The 19,616-nt window shown below is 70.4% G+C and carries 17 protein-coding genes; 10 read left to right on the forward strand and 7 right to left on the reverse strand.

Going from position 1 to position 19,616, the window contains the following annotated elements; genetic code table 11:
• Nucleotides 1–112: 112 nt before the first annotated feature.
• Nucleotides 113–1,603, forward strand: a complete 1,491-nt coding sequence (locus tag DVS28_RS07010; RefSeq protein WP_164710055.1) for an LVIVD repeat-containing protein — start codon at nt 113–115, stop codon at nt 1,601–1,603.
• Here DVS28_RS07010 and DVS28_RS07015 read toward each other — a convergent pair.
• A complete protein-coding gene (locus DVS28_RS07015) occupies nt 1,576–4,452 on the reverse strand; it encodes an AfsR/SARP family transcriptional regulator (RefSeq protein WP_164710057.1) in 2,877 nt (958 codons plus the stop codon). The two genes, DVS28_RS07010 and DVS28_RS07015, sit on opposite strands and share 28 nt — an antisense overlap.
• 165 nt (nt 4,453–4,617) lie before the next feature.
• On the opposite strand from DVS28_RS07015, the gene DVS28_RS07020 reads away from it, so the two are divergent.
• The 6 genes from DVS28_RS07020 to DVS28_RS07045 all read left to right on the forward strand — a co-directional run bounded on the left by DVS28_RS07020 (nt 4,618) and on the right by DVS28_RS07045 (nt 12,678).
• Nucleotides 4,618–5,373, forward strand: coding sequence for a DUF4386 domain-containing protein (locus tag DVS28_RS07020; protein WP_164710059.1), 756 nt, complete (start codon nt 4,618–4,620; stop codon nt 5,371–5,373).
• A complete protein-coding gene (locus DVS28_RS07025; protein WP_114590831.1) occupies nt 5,373–6,317 on the forward strand; it encodes an ABC transporter ATP-binding protein in 945 nt (314 codons plus the stop codon). Before DVS28_RS07020 ends, DVS28_RS07025 begins: the two co-directional genes overlap by 1 nt.
• The gene (locus tag DVS28_RS07030; protein ID WP_114590832.1) at nt 6,314–7,057 is read left to right on the forward strand and encodes an ABC transporter permease; all 744 of its coding nucleotides are present in this window, start codon (nt 6,314–6,316) and stop codon (nt 7,055–7,057) included. The genes DVS28_RS07025 and DVS28_RS07030 overlap by 4 nt, the downstream gene beginning before the upstream one ends.
• 55 nt (nt 7,058–7,112) lie before the next feature.
• Entirely contained in the window at nt 7,113–8,273 is a 1,161-nt protein-coding gene (locus DVS28_RS07035) for a CNNM domain-containing protein (protein WP_216826451.1), read from the forward strand.
• Between the two features lie 243 nt (nt 8,274–8,516).
• Complete coding sequence (locus DVS28_RS07040; protein ID WP_114590833.1) at nt 8,517–11,012, forward strand: sensor domain-containing protein; 2,496 nt, start codon at nt 8,517–8,519, stop codon at nt 11,010–11,012.
• 187 nt (nt 11,013–11,199) lie between these two features.
• Entirely contained in the window at nt 11,200–12,678 is a 1,479-nt protein-coding gene (locus DVS28_RS07045) for an HNH endonuclease signature motif containing protein (protein ID WP_216826452.1), read from the forward strand.
• 36 nt (nt 12,679–12,714) lie between these two features.
• On the opposite strand, the gene DVS28_RS07050 is transcribed toward DVS28_RS07045, so the two are convergent.
• Entirely contained in the window at nt 12,715–13,506 is a 792-nt protein-coding gene (locus tag DVS28_RS07050; protein WP_114590835.1) for an SDR family NAD(P)-dependent oxidoreductase, read from the reverse strand.
• A 65-nt stretch (nt 13,507–13,571) separates the two neighbouring features.
• Nucleotides 13,572–14,423 carry an NAD(P)H-binding protein gene (locus DVS28_RS07055; RefSeq protein WP_114590836.1) on the reverse strand — a complete coding sequence of 284 codons (852 nt, stop codon included), beginning with the start codon at nt 14,421–14,423 and terminating at the stop codon, nt 13,572–13,574.
• A 175-nt stretch (nt 14,424–14,598) separates the two neighbouring features.
• On the opposite strand from DVS28_RS07055, the gene DVS28_RS07060 reads away from it, so the two are divergent.
• Complete coding sequence (locus DVS28_RS07060; protein ID WP_114590837.1) at nt 14,599–15,489, forward strand: helix-turn-helix domain-containing protein; 891 nt, start codon at nt 14,599–14,601, stop codon at nt 15,487–15,489.
• Between the two features lie 2 nt (nt 15,490–15,491).
• Here the strand turns inward: DVS28_RS07060 and DVS28_RS07065 are convergent, their stop codons facing one another.
• The 4 genes from DVS28_RS07065 to DVS28_RS07080 form a co-directional block, all read right to left on the reverse strand.
• Nucleotides 15,492–15,782 (reverse strand): hypothetical protein, encoded by a 291-nt coding sequence (locus DVS28_RS07065; RefSeq protein WP_114590838.1) that lies wholly within the window; start codon nt 15,780–15,782, stop codon nt 15,492–15,494.
• Nucleotides 15,779–16,279, reverse strand: coding sequence for a DUF4405 domain-containing protein (locus DVS28_RS07070; protein WP_164710063.1), 501 nt, complete (start codon nt 16,277–16,279; stop codon nt 15,779–15,781). Before DVS28_RS07070 ends, DVS28_RS07065 begins: the two co-directional genes overlap by 4 nt.
• A gap of 5 nt (nt 16,280–16,284) precedes the next feature.
• A complete protein-coding gene (locus DVS28_RS07075; protein WP_114590840.1) occupies nt 16,285–17,343 on the reverse strand; it encodes an MBL fold metallo-hydrolase in 1,059 nt (352 codons plus the stop codon).
• Between the two features lie 199 nt (nt 17,344–17,542).
• Nucleotides 17,543–17,938, reverse strand: coding sequence for a heavy metal-responsive transcriptional regulator (locus DVS28_RS07080; protein WP_114590841.1), 396 nt, complete (start codon nt 17,936–17,938; stop codon nt 17,543–17,545).
• Nucleotides 17,939–18,024: 86 nt separating this feature from the next.
• Here DVS28_RS07080 and DVS28_RS07085 point away from each other — a divergent pair, with 86 nt between their 5' ends.
• Both DVS28_RS07085 and merB read left to right on the forward strand, forming a co-directional pair.
• On the forward strand, nt 18,025–18,360 hold the full coding sequence (locus DVS28_RS07085; RefSeq protein WP_114590842.1) for a thioredoxin family protein: 336 nt from the start codon (nt 18,025–18,027) through the stop codon (nt 18,358–18,360).
• Nucleotides 18,357–19,592 (forward strand): organomercurial lyase, encoded by a 1,236-nt coding sequence (gene merB / locus DVS28_RS07090; RefSeq protein ID WP_114590843.1) that lies wholly within the window; start codon nt 18,357–18,359, stop codon nt 19,590–19,592. The genes DVS28_RS07085 and merB overlap by 4 nt, the downstream gene beginning before the upstream one ends.
• Nucleotides 19,593–19,616 lie beyond the last annotated feature (24 nt).

A 19,616-nucleotide genomic window follows, 5' to 3' on the forward strand; every position in this document is an offset into this window, starting at 1 on the left:
CGTCGCGGGGCTTCGACGCTGCCGTGCCGGTCTCCTGCATCGTTCGTCGGGGAGGAACTTCGACGCCGACGTCGAATACAGGGGTGACGCACACCCGAGCCGGAGCCCGACCATGCTGCAATCCCGTACCCGTTTCCTGATGGCCCTCTGCCTCGTCGTGGGGCTGCTGGCCGCCACGGTGCCGGCCGGCGCGCTGCCGCTGATCCCCACCGAGGTGCCGTGGCTTGTCAAGAGCGACAACGTGGCGTGGCACGGCAACGTCCCCGTGGACTACGCGGGTGTCGGTGGCCGGGTTGTCGACCACGCCAACGGCGGCACGTACTTCTACCTCAACGGTGGCCGCGGGGTCACGGTGTACGACATCGCCGACCCCCTGACGCCGATCCCCGTCGGCGTGCTCGAGTTCGCCTCCTCCCAGGGCGAGAACTTCGTCGTCTCCGAGGACGGCACCCGAGGGGTCCTGGCCGCAGACGGCTTCCTGCCGTTCCTGCCCAACTACGCCACCACCGGCGTGCACGTCATCGACTTCTCCGACCCGACCGACCCGAACCTCATCGCCACGACCAACAGCTTGGTCGCCGGTCGCGGCACCGGACTCGGCACCAGCGAGCACACGGTCATGTGCCCGGACGTCGAGTGCATGTACGCCTACGGGTCGTCCACCGGCAACATCTACGACCTGACCGACGCCGAGAACGGGGTCATCACCGTCCTGGAGAAGAAGTGGAACGTCGGCCTCGACGGCACGGCGGTCGGTGGCCGTCACGCCCTCAACCGTGATGCGTCCGGCCTCGTGATCGCCGACTCCAAGCCCCGCGTGGTGCTGGCCGTCTCGTCGGACTGGCACCCGCTGGCCAGCCCGGCCAACCCCATTCCGCTGGCCCAGGGCGGCGCGGCGGACGTCGACGCCGGCAACGTCAGCCACAACAACATGCGCACCCTGGCCGAGGAATGGACGGCCCGTGACGTCGCCGATCCGTCCGACGCGATCGTGACGCAGACCGTCGACGTCATCGACGAGCGTTCCACCAGCCTGGTCGACGAGCGCCCGGTCCTGCGTCCCGGCGAGCTGATGATCGGCACGTCGGAGTCCAACATCAACCCGCGCTGCAGCGGCTCCAACGGGGGCATCTCCACCTGGTCGATCGCCAACTTCGACCAGGGCAGGGACATCCAGCAGCTGGAGTACTTCGCCCCGTTCAACGGCACCTACGTCGACAACGGTGCCCCGGCGGCGCAGTGGGCGGGCTGCTCCGCGCACTGGTTCGACGTGACCGATGACCTCTACGTCGCGGCGGCTTGGTACGAGCACGGCACGCGGTTCTTCCACATCGGCGCCGAGACCGGCACCATCGAGGAGGTCGGGTACTTCCAGTCCGTCAACGGCATCTCCGCCTCCAGCTACTGGGTCACCGACGAGGTCGTCTACACCGTCGACGGCGTGCGTGGCCTCGACATCCTCGTGTTCGACCGCGACGCCGATGCCCGGCCGTCGACCGCTGACCTGGCCGACAGCTGGATCGTGACGGCCAACGCCGCTGGCGAGACGTTCGAGCTCGCCCAGCAGTGGCGGACCTACTGCCGCCTCGCCGTCACCGACTGACGACCCACCGACTGACGACCGACGGTCCCGACCGCGGCGTCGGCGAGGGACGCGCGCATCTGCTGCAGCGCCCTCGTGCCGTCGCCGTCGTGCGGGTCGACGTCGCCGATGCGGTCGGCCGCGTCCCCGATGAGCGCGGCCCGTGCCATCTCGCCGAACTCCCCGACGGTGTCGAGATAGGCGAGCGCCGGGGCTGCCTCCTGGATGCGGCCCACGTCCACCATCAGGTTGATGAACGCCACGGCGACGAGCCGGGCGACATCGACCGTGCCCATCGCCAGCACGTCGTCGACGTGTTCGAGCAGCAGCCGTCGCGCACGTTCGTGATCGCCGCGCGAGCACAACGCCTCGACCTCCGCCGGGCGGGACACGGCGTAGGTCCCCGGCGGGACCTCGATGTCAGCTGCCTCGAGGAACCATGACCGCGCGTCGTCGACGTCGCCGCGCAGCTGCTGGCTGTAGCCGAGGAACGCAAGGCTGAAGTAGTGGAGGGTCGGCGGTCCCTCGGCCGCGTACCGCTCGACCCAGGTGCGGAAGCGGGCAACGGCTTCGTCGAGCCGACCCGTGGTCATCAGGCCCGAACCGACCGCGTTCATCTCCATCAGGTGCGCCGCGTGATGGTCCCCGCGCTGCTGCAGCCACGCCACGGCCCCGGGCCCCGCGTGGAGGAGGGCCTCACCGTCCTCGTACAGGTACCAGCGGCACGCCTGCACCAACGGGTGTCCCTCGTGGCCGTACCGCTCGACCAGGGCGTCGAACGCCGATCGGTTGCCCGACTGCATGTGGCGATGCAGCGCCCACGTCAGCCAGAACACGACGTCGTCCTCGTCCGTCGGCGCGGCCGCCAGGATCCGTTCGGCCCAGGCGCCGATCTCGCCGTGGCGGCGCAGGCTGACCTCCGCGACGAGGGGGCGCACGAGGTCCCCGGCAAGGCGGGCGTCACCGGCGTTCACCGCCCGGTCGACCGCGGCTCGCACGTTGGGCCAGATCTCGTTGAGTCGCCGCACCCCCGCCGCCTCGTCCGGGCCGGCGAGCAGGGCCCCCACGCGCGCCGTCTCGCCACGGACCCACTCGGCGTGGCGGGCCCCGGCCTCGTCCGTCTCGCCGACCTCGGCGAGGCGGGCGGCGGCGAACTGCCGAAGCGTTTCCAGCAGCCGGAAGCGACGTCCCGTCGGGGATTGGACCAGCGCAACCATCGATCGCTCGACGAGGTCGCCGAGCAGCCGGTCGACATCGATCGCATCGAGGCCGTCGCCGGTGCCGACCGCCTCCGCGGCGGCGAGGTCGAAGGGTCCGATGAACGCGGAGAGCCGGCCGAACAGTCGCTGCTCGTCGGGCTCGAGGAGGTCGTGGGACCAGGCCACGGCGGCCTCCAGCGTCGCCTGCCGCTGCGGTCGGTCGCCCCGGTCAGCGAGCAGGCGTAGGCGGTCGCCGAGCCGGTCGAGCAGCTGCGACGGCGTCAGGCTGCGGGTGCGCGCCGCCGCGAGCTCGATCGCGAGCGGCACGCCGTCCAGCTGTCGGCACACCTCCTCGACGGTGTCCCGCTCGGCCTCGAGGTCGAGGTCCGGGGCCACGGCTCGGGCGCGCTGGACGAACAGGTCGGCGCCGTCCTCGGCCGGGTCGAGGGGTTCGACGGGATGCAGGTGCTCGCGCACCGCACCGAGCCGTTCGCGCGAGGTCGCGAGCAGGCGGGTCGTCGACGTGCCCGCGCCGAACGCGTTGACCAGCGGCGAGGCGCCTGACAGCACGTGCTCGCAGTTGTCGAGGACCACGAGCGTGGGCCGGGCAGCCACGGCCGACACGATCGCGGCCTGCAGGTCACCATCGGCGGGCTCGGTCACCCCCAGGGTCTTGGCCACGGCGTCGACGACCTCCTCCGGGCTCGACACCTGGTCGAGCTCGACCATGGCGACGCGGCCGCCGTGGGCGTCCTGCCACGCACGGGCGACGGTGACGGCAAGGCTCGTCTTGCCGATCCCGCCCGGCCCCAGCAGGGTGACGAGCGTCGCGGTGCGCAACGCCGCGAGCACCACTTCGACGTCGGTGTCGCGGCCGACGAGATCCGGGACGGCGGGCAGGTGGTCCTGGCCCTCCGGCGCTGCCGCCGGGGTGCGCCGAACGGCTGCCACCGCCGGCGCGACCTCTCCCGCGAGGATCTGCGCCTCGAGCTGCCGAAGTCGTTCGCCCGGGTCGATCCCGAGGCCGTCGACGAGGTGGACACGGGCGCGTTGGAAGGCTGCCAGCGCATCTGCTTGCCGATCGCTCCGCGCCAGCGCGAGCATCAGCGCCGCCCACAGGCCCTCGCGGAACGGATGGATCTCCGTGAGCTCGGTCAGCGTCCCGACGGCGGTCCGGGGATCGTCGTCTGCGAGACGGGTCAGCTGCTGCTCCGTCGCGTCGAGCCACCGTTCCTGCAGTCCGTCGACGGCGGGCTGCAGCCCGGCGGGCTCCAGCCCTGCGAGTGGTGGCCCGGCCCACAACGCCAGCGCGCCGGCCGCGTCGCCATCGGCCGCGAGCTGGATGAAGCGCGTGACGTCCACGTCCACGGTGGGCTCGAGCCGGTAGGCCGCGCCGACCCTGGCGATCGCGTCGGCGCCGAGGGCCTTGCGCAGCGTGGACACGTATCCCTGGAGGATCTTGGGAGCAGTGCCCGGCGGCTCCTCACCCCAGACCAGGTCGACCAGTCGTGACACGGTGACCGGGTTGCCGTGGTCGAGCGACAGCGCCGCGAGGACCAGCCGGCACTTGGGCGGCCCGACGTCCAGCGCCGTCCCGTCGACATCCACCGCCCGGACCCCGCCGAGCAGTCGGACCTGTGTCCCTCGCGGGGTCTCGTGCGCCGGATCCATGGCACCAAGCGTGACATGTCCGTCGGGCGTGCACCCACGTGGACCGGATCTGGACCGGCCCCTCGACCAGCCGTGCACCGGCCGTGCACCGCTCGTGCACCGCCTCGTCGCACGGTTCGCATCACCGCAGGACCACCCCGCCCCACAACCAGGAGGAGCGCTGCCATGACCACCACCCTCGACGTCCGAGCCATCGACGATCGCACGACCGCCCCACCGCATCGACCCCAACGGCTTGCCCGCCTCGCGGGGCTCCTCTACCTGCTCGTGCTGGTGGCGGGAGCGCCGCCGGAGCTCCTTGTCCGCGTCCCCATCGCCGCGGAGGAGGGCACGAGCGCCATCGCTGCGGCCATCCGCGACGGTGCCGACCTGTTCCGGCTCGCCGCGCTGAGTGACCTGGTCAACATCGTCGCGTTCCTCGGCGTCGCGCTGGTGCTGTACGGCCTGCTCCGCAGCGTCCACGCCGGCGCTGCTCGGGCCATGCTCGCCTTCAACGCCGTCTCGGTGGCGATCATGGCGCTGAACACCGTCAACCACCTCGCCGCCTGGTGGTTCGCCACGAACGCCGACCTGGCCGCATCGCTGGGCAGCGAAACCGCAGACGGGCTCGCCGCGACGTTCCTCGAGCTGCACGGCATCGGGTTCTCGATCGCGGAGGTCTTCTTCGGCCTGTGGCTGTTCCCCCTCGGCTGGATGCTGTGGCGAACCCGTGCCGTCCCACGGCCGATCGCCGGCCTGCTGATGATCGGCACTGTCGGCTATCTCGCGAACTCCGCCGCCACGTTCCTGTCGCCGGACCTCAGCCACGCGCTGACCCCGCTGTTCACGACCCCGCCCGCCCTGGCCGAGATCGCGCTGCTGCTGTGGCTGCTGGTGAAGGGCCTCGCGCTGCCGCGCACCACCACGAAGGTGGCCGCCTGATGAAGGCCGACCCCGCCATCACCGTCACCGGCCTCGTGAAGCGCTACGACAGCCGGGCCGTGGTCGACGAGGTGTCCCTCACCGTCGAGCAGGGCGAGATCTTCGCCATCGTGGGCCCCAACGGCGCCGGCAAGAGCACGACGATCGAGACGATCGCGGGGCTGCGCACCCCCGACGCCGGGACGGTTCGCGTCTTCGGGCACGACCCGATCGGGGACCGGACCGCGGTTCGCGGGCTGCTCGGCGTCCAGCTCCAGGAGAGCAGCTTCCAGGACAAGCTGACCGCTCGCGAGATCGTCGACACCTACGCGGGGCTGTATCAAGACCCGCTGGACAGCGGCGAGCTGCTGGACCGTCTGGGCCTCGGCCCCTCCGCCGGTACTCGCTACGCCAAGCTGTCCGGCGGGCAGCAGCAGCGCGTGTCGATCGCGGTCGCCCTGGTGGGGCGGCCGCGGGTGGTCATCCTCGACGAGCTGACCACGGGCCTGGACCCGCAGTCGCGCCGCGAGACGTGGGGCCTCGTCGAGGACCTCCGCGACGACGACGTCACCGTGCTGCTGGTCACGCACTTCATGGAGGAGGCCGAGCGCCTCGCCGATCACGTCGCCCTGATCGACCGTGGCCGCGTCGTTGCAAGCGACACTCCCGCCGGGCTCATCGGCGACGCCGGCCTGGCGCAGCAGCTGCGGTTCACCACCGCCGCGGCGCTGGACGAGGACTGGATCCTCCGACTGCCGGAGGTCTCCGCAGTCGCTCGCGACCGGCACGAGTTCGTCGTCACCGGTGACGAACGGATGCTCTTCTCGGTCGTGTCGCTGCTCGGGGCGCACGACATCGTCCCCGATCGCCTGCAGGTCGACCAGCCGACGCTGGACGACGCCTTCGTGGCCATCACCGGCCGCCTGCTCGACACCGACCACACCACCCTGGAGGCAGCCCGATGAACGCGTTCGCGACACTCAGCCGCACCCAGGCCAAGGTCTTCCTCCGCGAACCCGTCGTGGTGGCCTTCGGCCTCGTCTTCCCCGCCGTCCTGCTGCTGCTCATCGGCAACGTGTTCCCCGGCGCCACCGAGGTCAACGCCCAGCTCGGCAACCGGAGCCTAGTCGAGATCTACGCCCCCGCGACCGCCGTCATGGCCCTGCTCACCCTCGGCATCGCGATGCTGCCGCAGGCCCTTGGCCTCGATCGGGAGCGCGGCATCCTCCGCCGGATGTCGGCGAGGCCGGCCCACCCCCGGCTGCTGGTCGCCGCACACCTCGTGGTGCAGGCCGTCGCCGTCACGCTCGCCACGCTGGCCGCGGTGCTGGTCGGTGCCCTCGCCTTCGCGCTGCCGTTGCCCCAGCACCCGGTCTGGTTCGTCGTGGCCTTCGCCCTGTCGACCGCGGCGCTGCTGGCCGTCGGCGTCCTGATCGGGGCGCTCGTCCCCACCGCGCAGGCGGGCGTTGGGACCGGGATGCTCGTGTACTTCCCGATGCTGTTCTTCGCGGGCATCTACCTGCCGCTGGAGGTCATGCCGGAGGGCCTGCGGACCGTCAGCAGCTGGACGCCGGCAGGGGCGGCCGTGGACGCCCTCGGCGACGCGTGGGCAGGTACCCCACCCTCGGTCACCAGCCTGCTGGTGCTGGTCATCTCGGCGGTCGTGGCTGGGGGACTCGCAACGCGCTCCTTCCGCTGGGAGTGAGCGCGACGGGCATCGCACCGACCGGAGGGTCGCTGGCGGTCGGTATTCTCGCCCCGTGATCATCTCCCTCGCTGCCGCAGCCGTGTCTGCCGACGGGGGCGGCTCCGGGTCGCTCGCGCTCCTGGTCGTCTACGTCGCCGTGGCGATCGGCGTGTCGTTCCTCTGCTCGATCATGGAGGCGGTGCTGCTCAGCGTCACACCCGCCTACATCGGTGCGTTGGAGCCGACGAAGCCCGCGGTTGCGGCGCGGTTGCGCGAGCTGAAGGACGACGTGGACCGACCGCTCGCGGCGATCCTGACGCTCAACACCGTCGCCCACACCATCGGTGCAGCCGGTGCCGGTGCAGAGGCCGCTGCCTACTTCGGCAACGGGGCGATCGGCGTGTTCTCCGCCGTCCTGACGCTGGCTATCCTCGTCCTGAGCGAGATCATCCCCAAGACCGTGGGGGCGGTGTACTGGCGTGGCCTGGCACCCCTGGTGAGCCAGCTGCTGAAGCCGCTGATCTACCTGCTGTACCCGCTGGTGGTCATGTCGCAGTGGTTCGCGAAGCTGCTCACCCGCGGGCAGAAGAAGAGCGACGTCAGCCGTGAGGAGCTGGCGGCGCTGGCCGACATCGGGGCAGAGGAAGGCGTCTTCGGCGCGCGGGAGGCCGGGCTGTTCAAGAGCCTCCTCCGGTTCGAGAGCCTCGCCGCCTCCGACGTCATGACCCCTCGCACCGTCGTGGTGGCGTTCCCCGAGGACGGCACGGCCCAGGACGTGATGGACGCGAACCGTCCGTTCTCCCGCTACCCGGTCTTCTCGGGAAGCCGAGACGACATCACGGGCTACGTCCTGCTCAGCGACGCGCTGACCAAGGTCGCCGACGATGCGCACGACACACCGCTGTCGGGCCTGCGTCGCGACCTGCTCCACGTGCCCGAGGACGAGTCGGTCCTCGAGGTCTTCGAGCACCTCGTGGAGGGCGGCGAACACATCGCGCTGGTCGTCGACGAGTACGGCGGGACGGCCGGCGTCGTCACCATGGAGGACATCATCGAGACGCTCCTGGGCCTGGAGATCACCGACGAGACCGACGAGACCGAGGACATGCAGGTCCTGGCTCGAAGCCAGTGGCTCGCACGTGCATCACGGCTGGGGCTGGTCGACGACAAGGAGCGGGAGGCGACCATCCGCCTGGGCCTCACCGGCGGCGAGCCGCCGCACAGCGGTACCTGACGTCGAGGCGGTTCGAGGCGCGTGGCTGATCCGAACCCTCCGGCCGGCGGCGCTCCCGACCCGGTGAGCGTGGACGGGCTCGTCGCCGACCTGCGTGCCCTCGCGGCGGCCTCAACGGGTAGGTCGGCTGGGCCGCTACCGGCGAGCGGCCCCGAACCGAAATGATTGTGATTCAGTACGGCAGGGGACCATGCGTCCTGTCGGACACGGGTCGGAGGGCGGCTCGGCGGCGGGAGGCGAGCGATGGCAAGAACAGGTACGGCGCTGGAGGCTGGGTTGGCTGGACGCGCCGGGGCGGCGCGTGCAGACGATGCGCTCGGCTTCGCGGCCATGATGGTGGCGGAGGCGGAGGAACGCTTTCGGCTCACCCTGGAGCATGCCCCCATCGGCATGGCGATCATCGAGCTCGATGGCCAGATCCGCGACGTGAACAGGGAGCTGTCGCGGATCCTCGGCCGAACGCCCGACGAGCTGCGTGCCGTGCGCTACGAGGACTTCGCCCACCCCGACGACGATGCCCCGCCGATCTATCGCGAGCTCGCGCCGGGGGCGCAGGAGTTCCACCGGGCCGAGAAGCGCTACGTCCGTCCCGACGGGTCGATCGTGTGGGCCGAGCTCACCGGCATGATCGTCCGTCGTCCCGACAGCGCTCCGTTGCACATCGTCGCCCTGCTCCGAGACCTGACCGAGCGGCGGACGTGGGAACGGTCCCTGCGCGAGCAGGACCTGCGCCTTCGTGCGCTGGCGGACGGCAGCACGGACTTCTTCGTCTACCGGGTCAGCCTGGAGCCCGAGCTGTCCTACGACTACTTGAGCGAGGCCGTCGAGGCCGTGAGCGGTTACACGGTCGCTGAGCTCGAGGCCAACCCCATGCTGATCTTCGAGCGCGTCCATCCCGAGGACCTGCCGTTGATGCGGGCACGGATGACCGAGCAACGCATGGGAGGGACGGACGTCACGTACCGCTTCAGGCATCGCGATGGCCACCAGATCTGGATCAAGGCCAGGAGCGCCCCCGTCGTGGTCGACGGACGAATCGTGGCCATGGACGGGATCGCCACCGATGTGACTGCACAGATGCAGGCACGGCAGCAGAAGGCGTGGTTCTCACGACTGGTGGCGAACTCCAGCCACGTCATCCTGGCGATCGACGGACACGGCGTGATCCAGCAGGCCTCGCCCAGCGTCGAGACCGTCCTCGGCTGGACAACGGAGGAGACGGTCGGCGACAGCCTGTGGGCGGGGATGCACCACGAGGACATCGCCGTCAACAAGGACCATTTCGTCAACGGCCGGGTCGGTCAGGTCACACGGGTTCGCATGCGACACCGGTCGGGAGCCTGGCGATGGATGGAGGCGCAGGCCGCGTCGATGGACGAAGACGCCGAGGCCCGGGGCATCGTGGTCACCCTCCGCGACATCACCGACCAAGCCGCTGCGGAGGCAGCGCTGGCCCGGCAGGCGGTCACCGATGGCCTGACGCGGCTCCCCAACCGCACCCTGCTCCGGGACCGAATCTCGCGGGCGATCGCGCGCCGTGAGCAGAACGGCACGACCGTTGGCGTCCTGACGGTCAACCTCGACCGCTTCCACACCGTGAACATGGACCTCGGCCACGAGGCGGGAGACCGCGTGCTGATCGAGGCCGGCGCCAGGCTCACCGCGCTGGTCCCACCGAACCAGACGGTCGGGAGGTTCGCGGCCGACGAGCTCGTCGTGTGTGCCGAGGGGCCCGACGTCGACCACGTCTTCGACGTGGCAGAACGCGTTCGGTTGGCGCTTGCACGACCGTTCGTCGTCGGTGAGGACGAGATCGTCCTGTCCGGCAGCGTCGGGGTCGCCGTGGTCGAGGATGCCGGCGACACGGTCGACGACGCCCTGGCGCGGTCCGCGCTCGCGCTGCGGGAGGCGAAGGCCAACGGGGGTGACGCGGTCCACGTGTTCGGGGTCGAGCTCAGGGAACGAGCACGACGGCGACGCGAGATCGAGCGGGGCCTCAGGACGGCGCTGGAGAACCAGGAGTTCGCACTCCACTACCAGCCGATCGTCGATGTCAGGGACGGCCGGCCGGTCAGCGTCGAAGCGCTGCTCCGCTGGTTCCATCCCGAACGGGGACCGATCGGGCCCGACGATTTCGTCCCGGTCGCCGAGGACATCGGGTTGATCGCCGACATCGGCGACTGGGTCATCGACGAGGCCGCCTGCGGGCAGCTGGCGCGCTGGCGGCAACAGCCCGGACTGGACGACCTGACCGTGTCGATCAACGTCGCCGCCCAGCAGCTCGACGACGAGGCGTTCGCGACCCGCCTGCAACGGACCATCGACTCCCATGGGCTTCATCCGGCCGACATCGTGCTGGAGGTGACCGAGTCTGCGGCGGTGTCGGGCGACCACCTCGCGCGGCTGGAGGACGCAGCCGAGCTTGGTGTCGGCATCGCCATCGATGACTTCGGCACGCACTACTCCTCGTTGTCCCATATCACCCGGCTGCCCGTGGACTACATCAAGATCGACCGGTCGTTCACGAGCGGGGTGACCGGCGACCGGGGGAAGCGAGCGATCATCATGGCGGTTGCACAGCTGGCCAGGGGGCTGCGTCTCGCCACCGTGGCGGAGGGCGTGGAGACCCAGGAGCAGGCTGACGACATCGCGCTGCTCGGCATCGATCGGGCACAGGGGTACCTCTACAGCCGTCCTGTGCCGGCGACGGAGATCGAGGAGCTCAGCCGTTCGATGTGAGCCCCCCCCGGGTCATCCCAGCAGCCAGCTGGATCGACCCACCCACACCAGAAACCAACTCGGACCTGTCCAACCCGGCCTGACACGTACCGAGGCCGGATCCACTGTCACACCCACCCTGTTGAATCGTCCTAGAGGTCAATCCAACCAGGGGCAAGGGGTGGTCGTGATGGGGCAGGCAGCGGTCGTGGCGGAACCAGCGCGGGAGGGAATCGCGCGGGTCAGCGAGGAGGTGGCCGCCCACGAGGCGCGGGTCGAGCGGCTCGTCGACGAGCTGACGGGGCTGTTCTCGACCCTGTCGGCCGGTGAGGCACGCTTCGTGGCGCTCGTAGGCGAGTTCGACGAGCTGGGTGGGTGGGCCGACGGGCAGACGCGGACGTGCGCCCACTGGCTGAACTGGAAGCTCGGGATCGCGATGCCGGCGGCCCGCGAGCGGGTGCGGGTGGCTCGGGCCCTGCGCGAGCTGCCGAGGTTGGCCGGCGCGTTCGGAGAGGGACGGCTGTCGTACAGCAAGGTCCGGGCGGTCACGCGGGTGGCGACGCAGGCGACCGAGGAGACGCTGCTCGGGTTCGCGTTGTACGCCACCGCGGCGCAGCTCGAGCGGATCTGCCGGACCTGGCGACAGGTCCGCGCCGCCAGCGAGCCGGACGCCGAGCTCCGACAGCGCGCGACACAGCGGTTCGACGTCGTCCTCACCGACGACGGGATGATGGACGTGGCTGCGTCACTGCCGACCGATGTGGGGGTCGTGGTCGCGCAGGCGCTGACGAAGGCGTCGACGCAGCTGTTCGCCGACAGGGGACCGGAGGGGGAGGGGGAGGACCGTCGGATCGAGGCGCTGCGGGTGATCTGCGAGTCGTTCCTCGCGGGCGGATCGTCGGGGACGTCGTCCGCCGACATCTGGCAGGTCGTGGTCTCCACCAGCGCCGACGCGCTCGCAAGGGCCGCCGAGCAGGACGGACGGTGCGAGGGGGGCGGGCCGACCGACGTCGATGGGTCCGACGACGGGGACCGGACGACGGACGACGAGGCCTTGCACGTGGCTGACCACGGGCTCGGCCAGGTCGAGGACGGACCGGTGCTGGCACGGTCGGTGCTGTCCCGGTTGGCATGCGACGCCGTCCTCGTCGGGATGGTGACGGCCCGGGACTCCGGCGACGGCACGGGTCAGCCCATCGGTATCGGCAGGCGTCGTCGGACGATCCCCGGGTGGCTCCGCAAGCTGGTCCACCAGCGTGACCCCGGCTGCCGCTTCCCGGGATGTCCCAACACCCGCTGGACCGATGCCCACCACATCATCCACTGGGCGGCCGGGGGCAGGACCGACCTCGACAACCTGGTGCGACTCTGTCGCTTCCACCACACCAGCGTCCATCAGCTCGGGATCGGGATCGGCCGGTCGGTGGCTGACCGCTCGTGGGCCTTCACGACGGCCGACGGCCACCCGATCGAGCCGCCACGGCTCCGCGCTGCGGACGGGGCGCTCGAGCCGGGCCGGGGCCTGGGCTCGTGGGAGGGCGACCCGGCCAGAATGGGTCCCATCGTCGACGCGCTGGTCCTCGCGTCAGCCGCCCACGACCGGTCCGGGGCCGTCCCCGACGTTTCCGCGGAAACATCCGAACCGCTCGGCCGGCAGGTCAGGGACCCGGCCGCGTGCGTCGCGTGAGCCGACGGTGGCCGGGATGCAGCCACGAGCCGGCCGTCAGCGACTGATGATGGCCTCGATCGCCGCGACAACCGCGGTGGTGCGTTGGTCGTCCATCCCGCTCGGGTGGGGATCGGCGAACCGGCGCGCGTCGTTGTCGTAGTACATGCCGGAGGCGTCGGCGAAGTCGTCGCCGGTGGCCGCCCGGACCAGGACACCCACGCCGATGCCGACGTCGTTGCCCTCGATGCCGAATCCGTCCTGCACCATCTTCGTCGCGAGGAGCGACCCGGGGTTGACGGCGACCACGACCGGCCCGTCCTGCCCGAGCTCCTGCGCCAGGTGGCGCGTCCACATGGTGATGGCCAGCTTGCTCTGGGCGTAGGCGGCCCGGTCGTCCAGCCGACGGCCACCGCCCAGGGCCTCGAGGTCAACGGGTGCCTGCGCGGCGGAGGAGAGGTTGACCACACGCCCGTGGCGCGGGAGGGAGGGGAGGAGGCGTCGGGTCAGCAGATAGGGCGCGATGGTGTTGACCACGAACCGCACGTCGAGCCCGTCGTCGGTGATCGGGCGGTCGGTGGTCAGCACACCAGCGTTGTTGACGAGTACCTCCACACCGAGGCCCTGTGCGTCCGTGGCGAGCGCGGACACCTGGGCGAGGTCGGCCAGGTCGGCTCGGAGGGTGCCGACCACGGAACCTGCCCGCGCGCCCTCCACGGCCTGCCGGGCGGCCTGCAGCTTCTCGGCGTTCCGGCCGTGCAGCACCAGGTCGTGGCCTTGCTCGGCCAGCTCCTGGGCGGTGGCAAGGCCGATGCCGTCGGTCGCGCCGGTGATCATGATCGTGGTCATCTGCTGGTCCTGGGTTGCGGGGTGGACGTCGGGCCGAGCAACAACGACTGTCCTGCGATCCTTCCCTACCGCTGCGCTGCCAGACCGGAGAAGTACTCGTCCCAGCCGATGTGGTTGCGTCCGGTCGCTGCTCGGTAGTCGCTCGGTCGGTCGGCGGCGCCCTCGCGGATGCCTTGGTAGATGCCGGCGATGATCGTGCCCATGAACTCGCCCAGCTCGGCGATCCGGTCGGCCCGGTACTCCTCGACCGACATCGGCGTGTAGGTCAGGTCGGTGCCGAACGCGTCGTTGAGGTGGGCGGCCAGCTCGGCCTGTGTCAGGGCCTGGCCGTGCAGGTCGTAGGTGTGACCGTTGTGGTCGTCGGAGGTCATCATCCGGGCGTAGGCGTGCGCCAGCTCGGGTCGGGTCGTGTACCCGCAGCGACCGTCGCCCGCGCTGTTACTGATCCCACCGGCCAGCACGTAGCGGTCGAGGTACTCGACGTCGGGTTCGATGTAGATGCCGTTGCGGCCGATGGCCCAGTCCAGACCGCTGTCGCGGACGTCCTGCTCCGTCTGGCGGTTGCTCCGTACGACCGGGGTGAAGGCGGTTCCCTCCTCCGCACCCTGGATGCTGGTGTAGACGATCTTGCGGGCCCCGGCCGCACGGGCGGCCTCGATCACGTTGCGGTGCTGGCCGATCCGCTTGTCCGGTGCGTCCATCCCCGAGACGAGCAGCACCACGTCCACGCCCACGAGCGACGTTTCGAGGGCGTCGCGCTGTTCGTAGTCGCCGGGTCGGATCTCGACACCGAGATGGGCCGCCCGCTCCGGTGTCCGGGCAAGGCCGATCACGTCGTCGGCCGGCAGCAGCTCCAGGCACGCCTTCACGATCTCTGCGCCGAGCCTGCCGCTCGTGGACGTCACTGCCACCTTCATCGCGTCTCTCCTCGGTCTCACCGGGTGTTGTGTCGAACCTGACTGTGACGCGGGATGGGGACACCCGCAGGGTCGGAACACGACAGCCGGGGGTCGTATCCCGTCGCCGTCGATCGTCGGCGATCCGTGGTGTCGGGCCGTGCTCGGTGGGGCCGTCGTACTAGGGTGACCGGAGATGGCCGGATCCCACCGCTCGCCGGAGCCGACGCCGGTCGAGGTCTCCTACGCACCCCAGCGGGGATTCAGGGCGACGCCGGTGGAGGTCCTCGACCGGTCGAGGGTGCTGGCGCGACACGGTCCCCAGGCGGCCAGGCGCCAGCGCCTCGGGTTCCACCTCTTGATGATCGGCACCGAGGGTCACGGCACGCACATCGTGGACTACGAGCCCGTGGACATGGCCGTCGGCACGTGCGTGCGCGTCCATCCGGGGCAGGTGCAGCAGTTCGTCACCGAGCCGGAGTTCGAAGCGGCCATGGTCGTGTGGCCGGTCGACGCGCACCCCGCCGACCCGTCAGCGCCCGCGTGGTTTCCCGGCAGTGGCGCCGCGACCAGCTGGCGGCTGGAGGGTGCCTTTCGCGCCAAGGTGCTCGACTGGATCCAGGAGCTGCGTGAGGAGCAGGCCCGCTTCGATGGGCTGCCCCGTTCGCACGAGCTCCTGCAGACCCTGCTGAAGGCCCTGCTGCTGCGCATGGCCATCGCCTTCCCGGAGTCGGTTCCGGACGCGGGCAAGCTTCCGCAGCCCTACCTGGAGCTGCGCGAGCACTTGGAGGCGCACGTGTCCCAGCGGCCGACGGTGGCCGAGCTGGCCCGTGACCTCGGCTACAGCACCCGCACCCTCGATCGAGCCTGTCAGGCCGTGCAGGACCGGACCGCCAAGCAGGTCGTGGACGAACGGGTGGCCCTGGAGATCCGGCGGCTGCTGACCCACACGGACCGGTCGCTGGCCGCCATCGCGTCCGAGTTCGACTTCAGCGATCCGTCGAACTTCTCGAAGTTCGTCAAGCGGCACCTCGGGAGCCTGCCGGGACAGATCCGCGACGAGGTCACGCGGGACGAAACCGGCTGACCTCAGGTGCGGTGCCGCTGAGTCCTGACCGCGGTGCAGGCCCGGATCAACCGGCGCACCCCGAACGTCAACGCCGCCCCGACGCCGAGGAACAACAGCGGCTTGATCAGTGCCGCGATCGCGAGGGCATCGGCGGGGCCGTCCTCGGCGTTGCCGGGCGTGGCGGTCGCCGGTTCTCCGCCGACGAACGCGTCCAGGACCTCCACGCCGGCGATCACCACCACCGCCGCGACGATCACGATGATGATCGGCCAGGCGTTGCGGGCCACCCATCCCTTCGGTGTTGCGGTCACGAGGGCCTCCGGTTCGGAAGGATTCGACCCACGTTGCGCTTGATCCACGGCCAGTGCATCGCCAAGTGGACACCGACGAGCACGATGAGGAGGTTGCTGCTGGCGTCGTGAACGGTTGACCAGAAGGTGCTGGTCGTTGGGTTGAACCCGAGGTCGGGCAGGAGCGCTTCGGAGACGAGGAATCCCGAGTAGACGGCGACGACCATGCCGATGAAGATGACGATGTCGAACGCGCGGTTGAAGCGCACGGTGCCACTCCGTCGGCGTCCCGAACGGCGGAAGACCTCTCGGACCCACGCCCAGTCCAGCACGATGTGGCTGATGAAGATCGGGATGAACACCAGGGTGGCGTACTCGTGGAACGGGATGCCGGTCGACTGCGGCGCCGACAGCGCGACGTAGCCGACCAGCAGGGCCACATCGACCCACACCCGTGTCCTGAGCGACGCCCGCGCGGTTGTCCGCGCGGGGGTCGGCCCAGCGATTGCCTCGTCCACGTCGGTCACTCCTCTGGGAACAGGAAGGGCGTGACGAAGTCGATCGCGCCGGTCATGCCGAGGTCCGGGAAGGCATCGATGAGTCCCTGCTTGAACGCCTCGGCCGTGTCGACGGTGGCGAGCAGCTCGCCGGCGGTGGCCAGCCATTCGATGTTGGCGTCGAACACGCTGGAGTCGCTGGGTACGCCGTGTCCGGGGAGCACGATCGAGTCGCCGTTGTCGGCGAGCTCCTGCAGCGCTGCGGTCCACGTGTCGGCCGGCCCGGCCAGGATCAGGTGGATGCCGCTGTAGACGATGTCACCGGTCGCGACGACCCCGGCCTCGGGAACGCGGACGACCAGCTGGACCTCGGCTTCGGCGTCCGTCACCTCTGTCAGCTCGAACTCGACCCCGTCGATCTCGATCGTGCCGGGTTCAATAACCTCGGGGACGACGTAGGTCCCGGCGATGGCCTCCGAGCCGAAGTCGCCCTGCTTCTCCTCGACCTCCGCGTCGCCGTTGGCGGCGATCGCCGCAGACACGGCGTCCAGGGCGAAGACCGGCAGGTCGGCGAAGGCCTCGCTGCCGAGGAAATGGTCGGGGTGGGCGTGGGTGATGAAGACCCGGTCGATCGGCTTGCCCAAGCTGTCGGCGTAGGCGCGGAAGTCGGTGGCGTTGGGCAGCAGGAACTGGGTGTCGATGACCACCAGGGCGTTCGTGGTCTCGATGATGTGGGTGGAGTTGGCGAACGCCATCTCGGGCGGGGTCAGGCTGTGCACGACCAGGTCCCCGATGGGTTGGACGGTGACGGCCAGCCCGCTGTCCCGAATCATGGACTCCGCGGTCGTCTCGGATGCGGTCGTCTCGGATGCGGTCGTCTCGGATGCGCTCGTCTCGGATGCGGTCGTCTCGGACGTGGTCGCTTCCGAGGCGGTCGGGTCGGGATCCGTCGTCGCGGTGTCGGTGGCCGCGGTCTCCGCGGCGACGCTGGCGGTGGTGTTCGGGTCGGCGTCCGTCGCGCAGGCGGCGGCGACGAGTGAGAGGGTCAGGGCGAGGACAAGTGCGGACAGTGGCCGGGGGATCATGGTCGTCTCCTGGAGCGGGGGCGTTGCGGCTTGATCAACACCCTGCGCACCCCCGACGTGTCGGGAAGGGTCCGTGAAGGACACCCGATGGTCATAACCGGTCATGGTCGTGCACGGTCAGCTCGTGACCTGACCGCTACGGGCAGACCAGACAGGCCGCAAGCGCCTGCTGCTCCGGTGCTCGAGAGAGGCCTCGTTGTCAGCCACGCGGCTCGATGATGCTGCAGAAGCCCTCGCACGCCTGCGGGTCCTGCTCGGCGGCGCGGGCGGCCAGGGAACGGAGGTGATCCCGCGTCGCCCGCAGCTCCCGTATGCGGCCATCCACTTCGGTCAGGCGTTCGGCGACGGCACTGGCGACGTGTTCACACGGTGCTTGGCCGTCGTCTGCGACCTCGAGGATCTGGCGGATCTGGGCGAGGGTGAGGCCGGCGGTCTGGGACCGCCGGATGAACTTGACGCGCTCGGCGGCCACGTCGTCGTAATCGCGATAGCCCGATGCGGTTCGCGCTGGTGCGGGCAGGAGTCCCTCCCCTTCCCAGTAGCGGATCGTTTTGGTCGTCACAGTGGTGCGCTTCGCGAGTTCGCCGATCTTCATGGATCCGACCACTTGACCTTCCTGTTGGGTGGAAGGTTTACCGTAGCCCGGTAGGTAGTCACCCGTCACCCGGGAGGAACGAATCCATGCACGTCGAGTTGCTCTACTTCGACGGCTGCCCGAGCTGGGCCACGGCGGACCAGCGCCTTCGAGAGGTGGCTCTGGCCCGGGGCCTGGAGGTCCATCGACGGCTGGTCACCACCCAGGACGAGGCGGAACGAACCAATTTCCGAGGGTCCCCGACCATCCTCATCAACGGGCGCGACCCGTTCGCCACGGGGGACGAGCCCCCCGGCCTGTCGTGCCGGATCTTCCAGACGCCCGAGGGCCCCGCGGGGTCGCCGACCGTGGCGCAGCTGCACCAGGCCCTCGGCTCGGCCGGCCCTCCCGGCGGCCCCGACGCCGAGAACCAGACGACATGACCGCCCACACCTCGGGGGTTCCGCACCGTCCGGGTCCGATCGGGCGGACCGTCCGGCTGGCCCTCGGCGTCGTGTCGCTGCAGGCAGCGGTCGGTGCGGTTCTCGCGTTGGTCGATGGTGTGTCCGGCCCGCCGAGGACCAGCGACACCGGTCTGGTGATCGCGGTCCTGATCGCCCTCTGGCTGACCCCGACCGTGTTCGATGTGGGGCTCGGGACCCGGCTCGGCAACCGTTGGCGGTTTGCCGTGGCGGGGGGCATCGGTCTCGTCACGTTTGTCGGGCTCGCGCTCGGTGCCGCCGGGACCGGCTTCAGCATCGGCGTCCTGGTCTGGGTCGCGGTCACCCTCGGCTGGCTCGGTGTGGCCTTCCTCGTGGCAGTCGTGCTGCGCACACCCGGGTGTGAGATGCGCTCCCTGCAGCACCTCGCCAGCGTCGTGCGGTCTGAGGACCGGGAGTTCGTCGCGTGTCCCGGCCCGCTCCAGCCACTCGATGAATGGGAAGCGCGCACGACCGGTCGCGCCGTCCCCTATGCACAGGAGGTACAGCACATGCGATTCACCACCCCAGCCGCCCACGAACTCGTGGCGGCACTCGGTCGGGCCGCGGGCCAGCTGGACGAGCCTCAGCGCCGCGTCGCCCTCGCCATCTATCGGCTGCTCGCCGACCGGGCGCAAGTGGCGCCAGAGGGCATAGCGGACGCCACCGGCATCAACGCCACGACGATCGAATCGTGGCTCGACGAGTGGCCGGGCGTCTTCCGTGATCCCGACGGTCGCGTCGTTGGGTTCTGGGGCCTCGCGCTGTCGCCGCTCAGTCCGCGATACGAGCTGGTCGATCACCACACCGGCGTCTCCGTCGGGTACGCGTGGTGCGCGTGGGACACGCTGTTCCTGCCCTCGTTGCTCGGGCGCACGCTGGACGTCACCGCCTCCGACGGGGCCTCGGGGGCGCCCATCAGGCTCACCGTCGCCCCCGATGGGGTCCGGACACTCGACCCCGCGAACACCGTCGTCAGCTTCCAGGCCCCCACCGACGAGTGGGACGAGGACATACTGACGTCGTTCTGCCACGAGGTGCTCTTCTTCGCCGATGGTGCCGCGGCTGAGGGGTGGATGGCCGAACGCGACGACGAGCTCTTCACGCTGTCGGCCGAGGCGGCCTTCGACATCGGTCGGCGGTGGGTCAAGGAGCGGTACGGCGAAGCCCTGCTGACCGCGGATCGCGAGCGGTAGCGATCTGGCCTCTCTGGGTAAGTC

The sequence above is a fragment of the Euzebya pacifica genome (assembly GCF_003344865.1).
Taxonomy (GTDB): domain Bacteria; phylum Actinomycetota; class Nitriliruptoria; order Euzebyales; family Euzebyaceae; genus Euzebya; species Euzebya pacifica.

What these genes read in the sequence shown, in the direction of transcription:
- DVS28_RS07015 (WP_164710057.1), bottom strand. Translation starts at nt 4,452, where the DNA reads ATGGATCCGGCGCACGAGACCCCGCGAGGGACACAGGTCCGACTGCTC.
- merB (WP_114590843.1), top strand. Translation starts at nt 18,357, where the DNA reads ATGACCGCCCACACCTCGGGGGTTCCGCACCGTCCGGGTCCGATCGGG.
- DVS28_RS07050 (WP_114590835.1), bottom strand. Translation starts at nt 13,506, where the DNA reads ATGACCACGATCATGATCACCGGCGCGACCGACGGCATCGGCCTTGCC.
- DVS28_RS07075 (WP_114590840.1), bottom strand. Translation starts at nt 17,343, where the DNA reads ATGATCCCCCGGCCACTGTCCGCACTTGTCCTCGCCCTGACCCTCTCA.
- DVS28_RS07085 (WP_114590842.1), top strand. Translation starts at nt 18,025, where the DNA reads ATGCACGTCGAGTTGCTCTACTTCGACGGCTGCCCGAGCTGGGCCACG.
- DVS28_RS07020 (WP_164710059.1), top strand. Translation starts at nt 4,618, where the DNA reads ATGACCACCACCCTCGACGTCCGAGCCATCGACGATCGCACGACCGCC.
- DVS28_RS07025 (WP_114590831.1), top strand. Translation starts at nt 5,373, where the DNA reads ATGAAGGCCGACCCCGCCATCACCGTCACCGGCCTCGTGAAGCGCTAC.
- DVS28_RS07080 (WP_114590841.1), bottom strand. Translation starts at nt 17,938, where the DNA reads ATGAAGATCGGCGAACTCGCGAAGCGCACCACTGTGACGACCAAAACG.
- DVS28_RS07040 (WP_114590833.1), top strand. Translation starts at nt 8,517, where the DNA reads ATGGCAAGAACAGGTACGGCGCTGGAGGCTGGGTTGGCTGGACGCGCC.
- DVS28_RS07060 (WP_114590837.1), top strand. Translation starts at nt 14,599, where the DNA reads ATGGCCGGATCCCACCGCTCGCCGGAGCCGACGCCGGTCGAGGTCTCC.
- DVS28_RS07010 (WP_164710055.1), top strand. Translation starts at nt 113, where the DNA reads ATGCTGCAATCCCGTACCCGTTTCCTGATGGCCCTCTGCCTCGTCGTG.
- DVS28_RS07055 (WP_114590836.1), bottom strand. Translation starts at nt 14,423, where the DNA reads ATGAAGGTGGCAGTGACGTCCACGAGCGGCAGGCTCGGCGCAGAGATC.
- DVS28_RS07030 (WP_114590832.1), top strand. Translation starts at nt 6,314, where the DNA reads ATGAACGCGTTCGCGACACTCAGCCGCACCCAGGCCAAGGTCTTCCTC.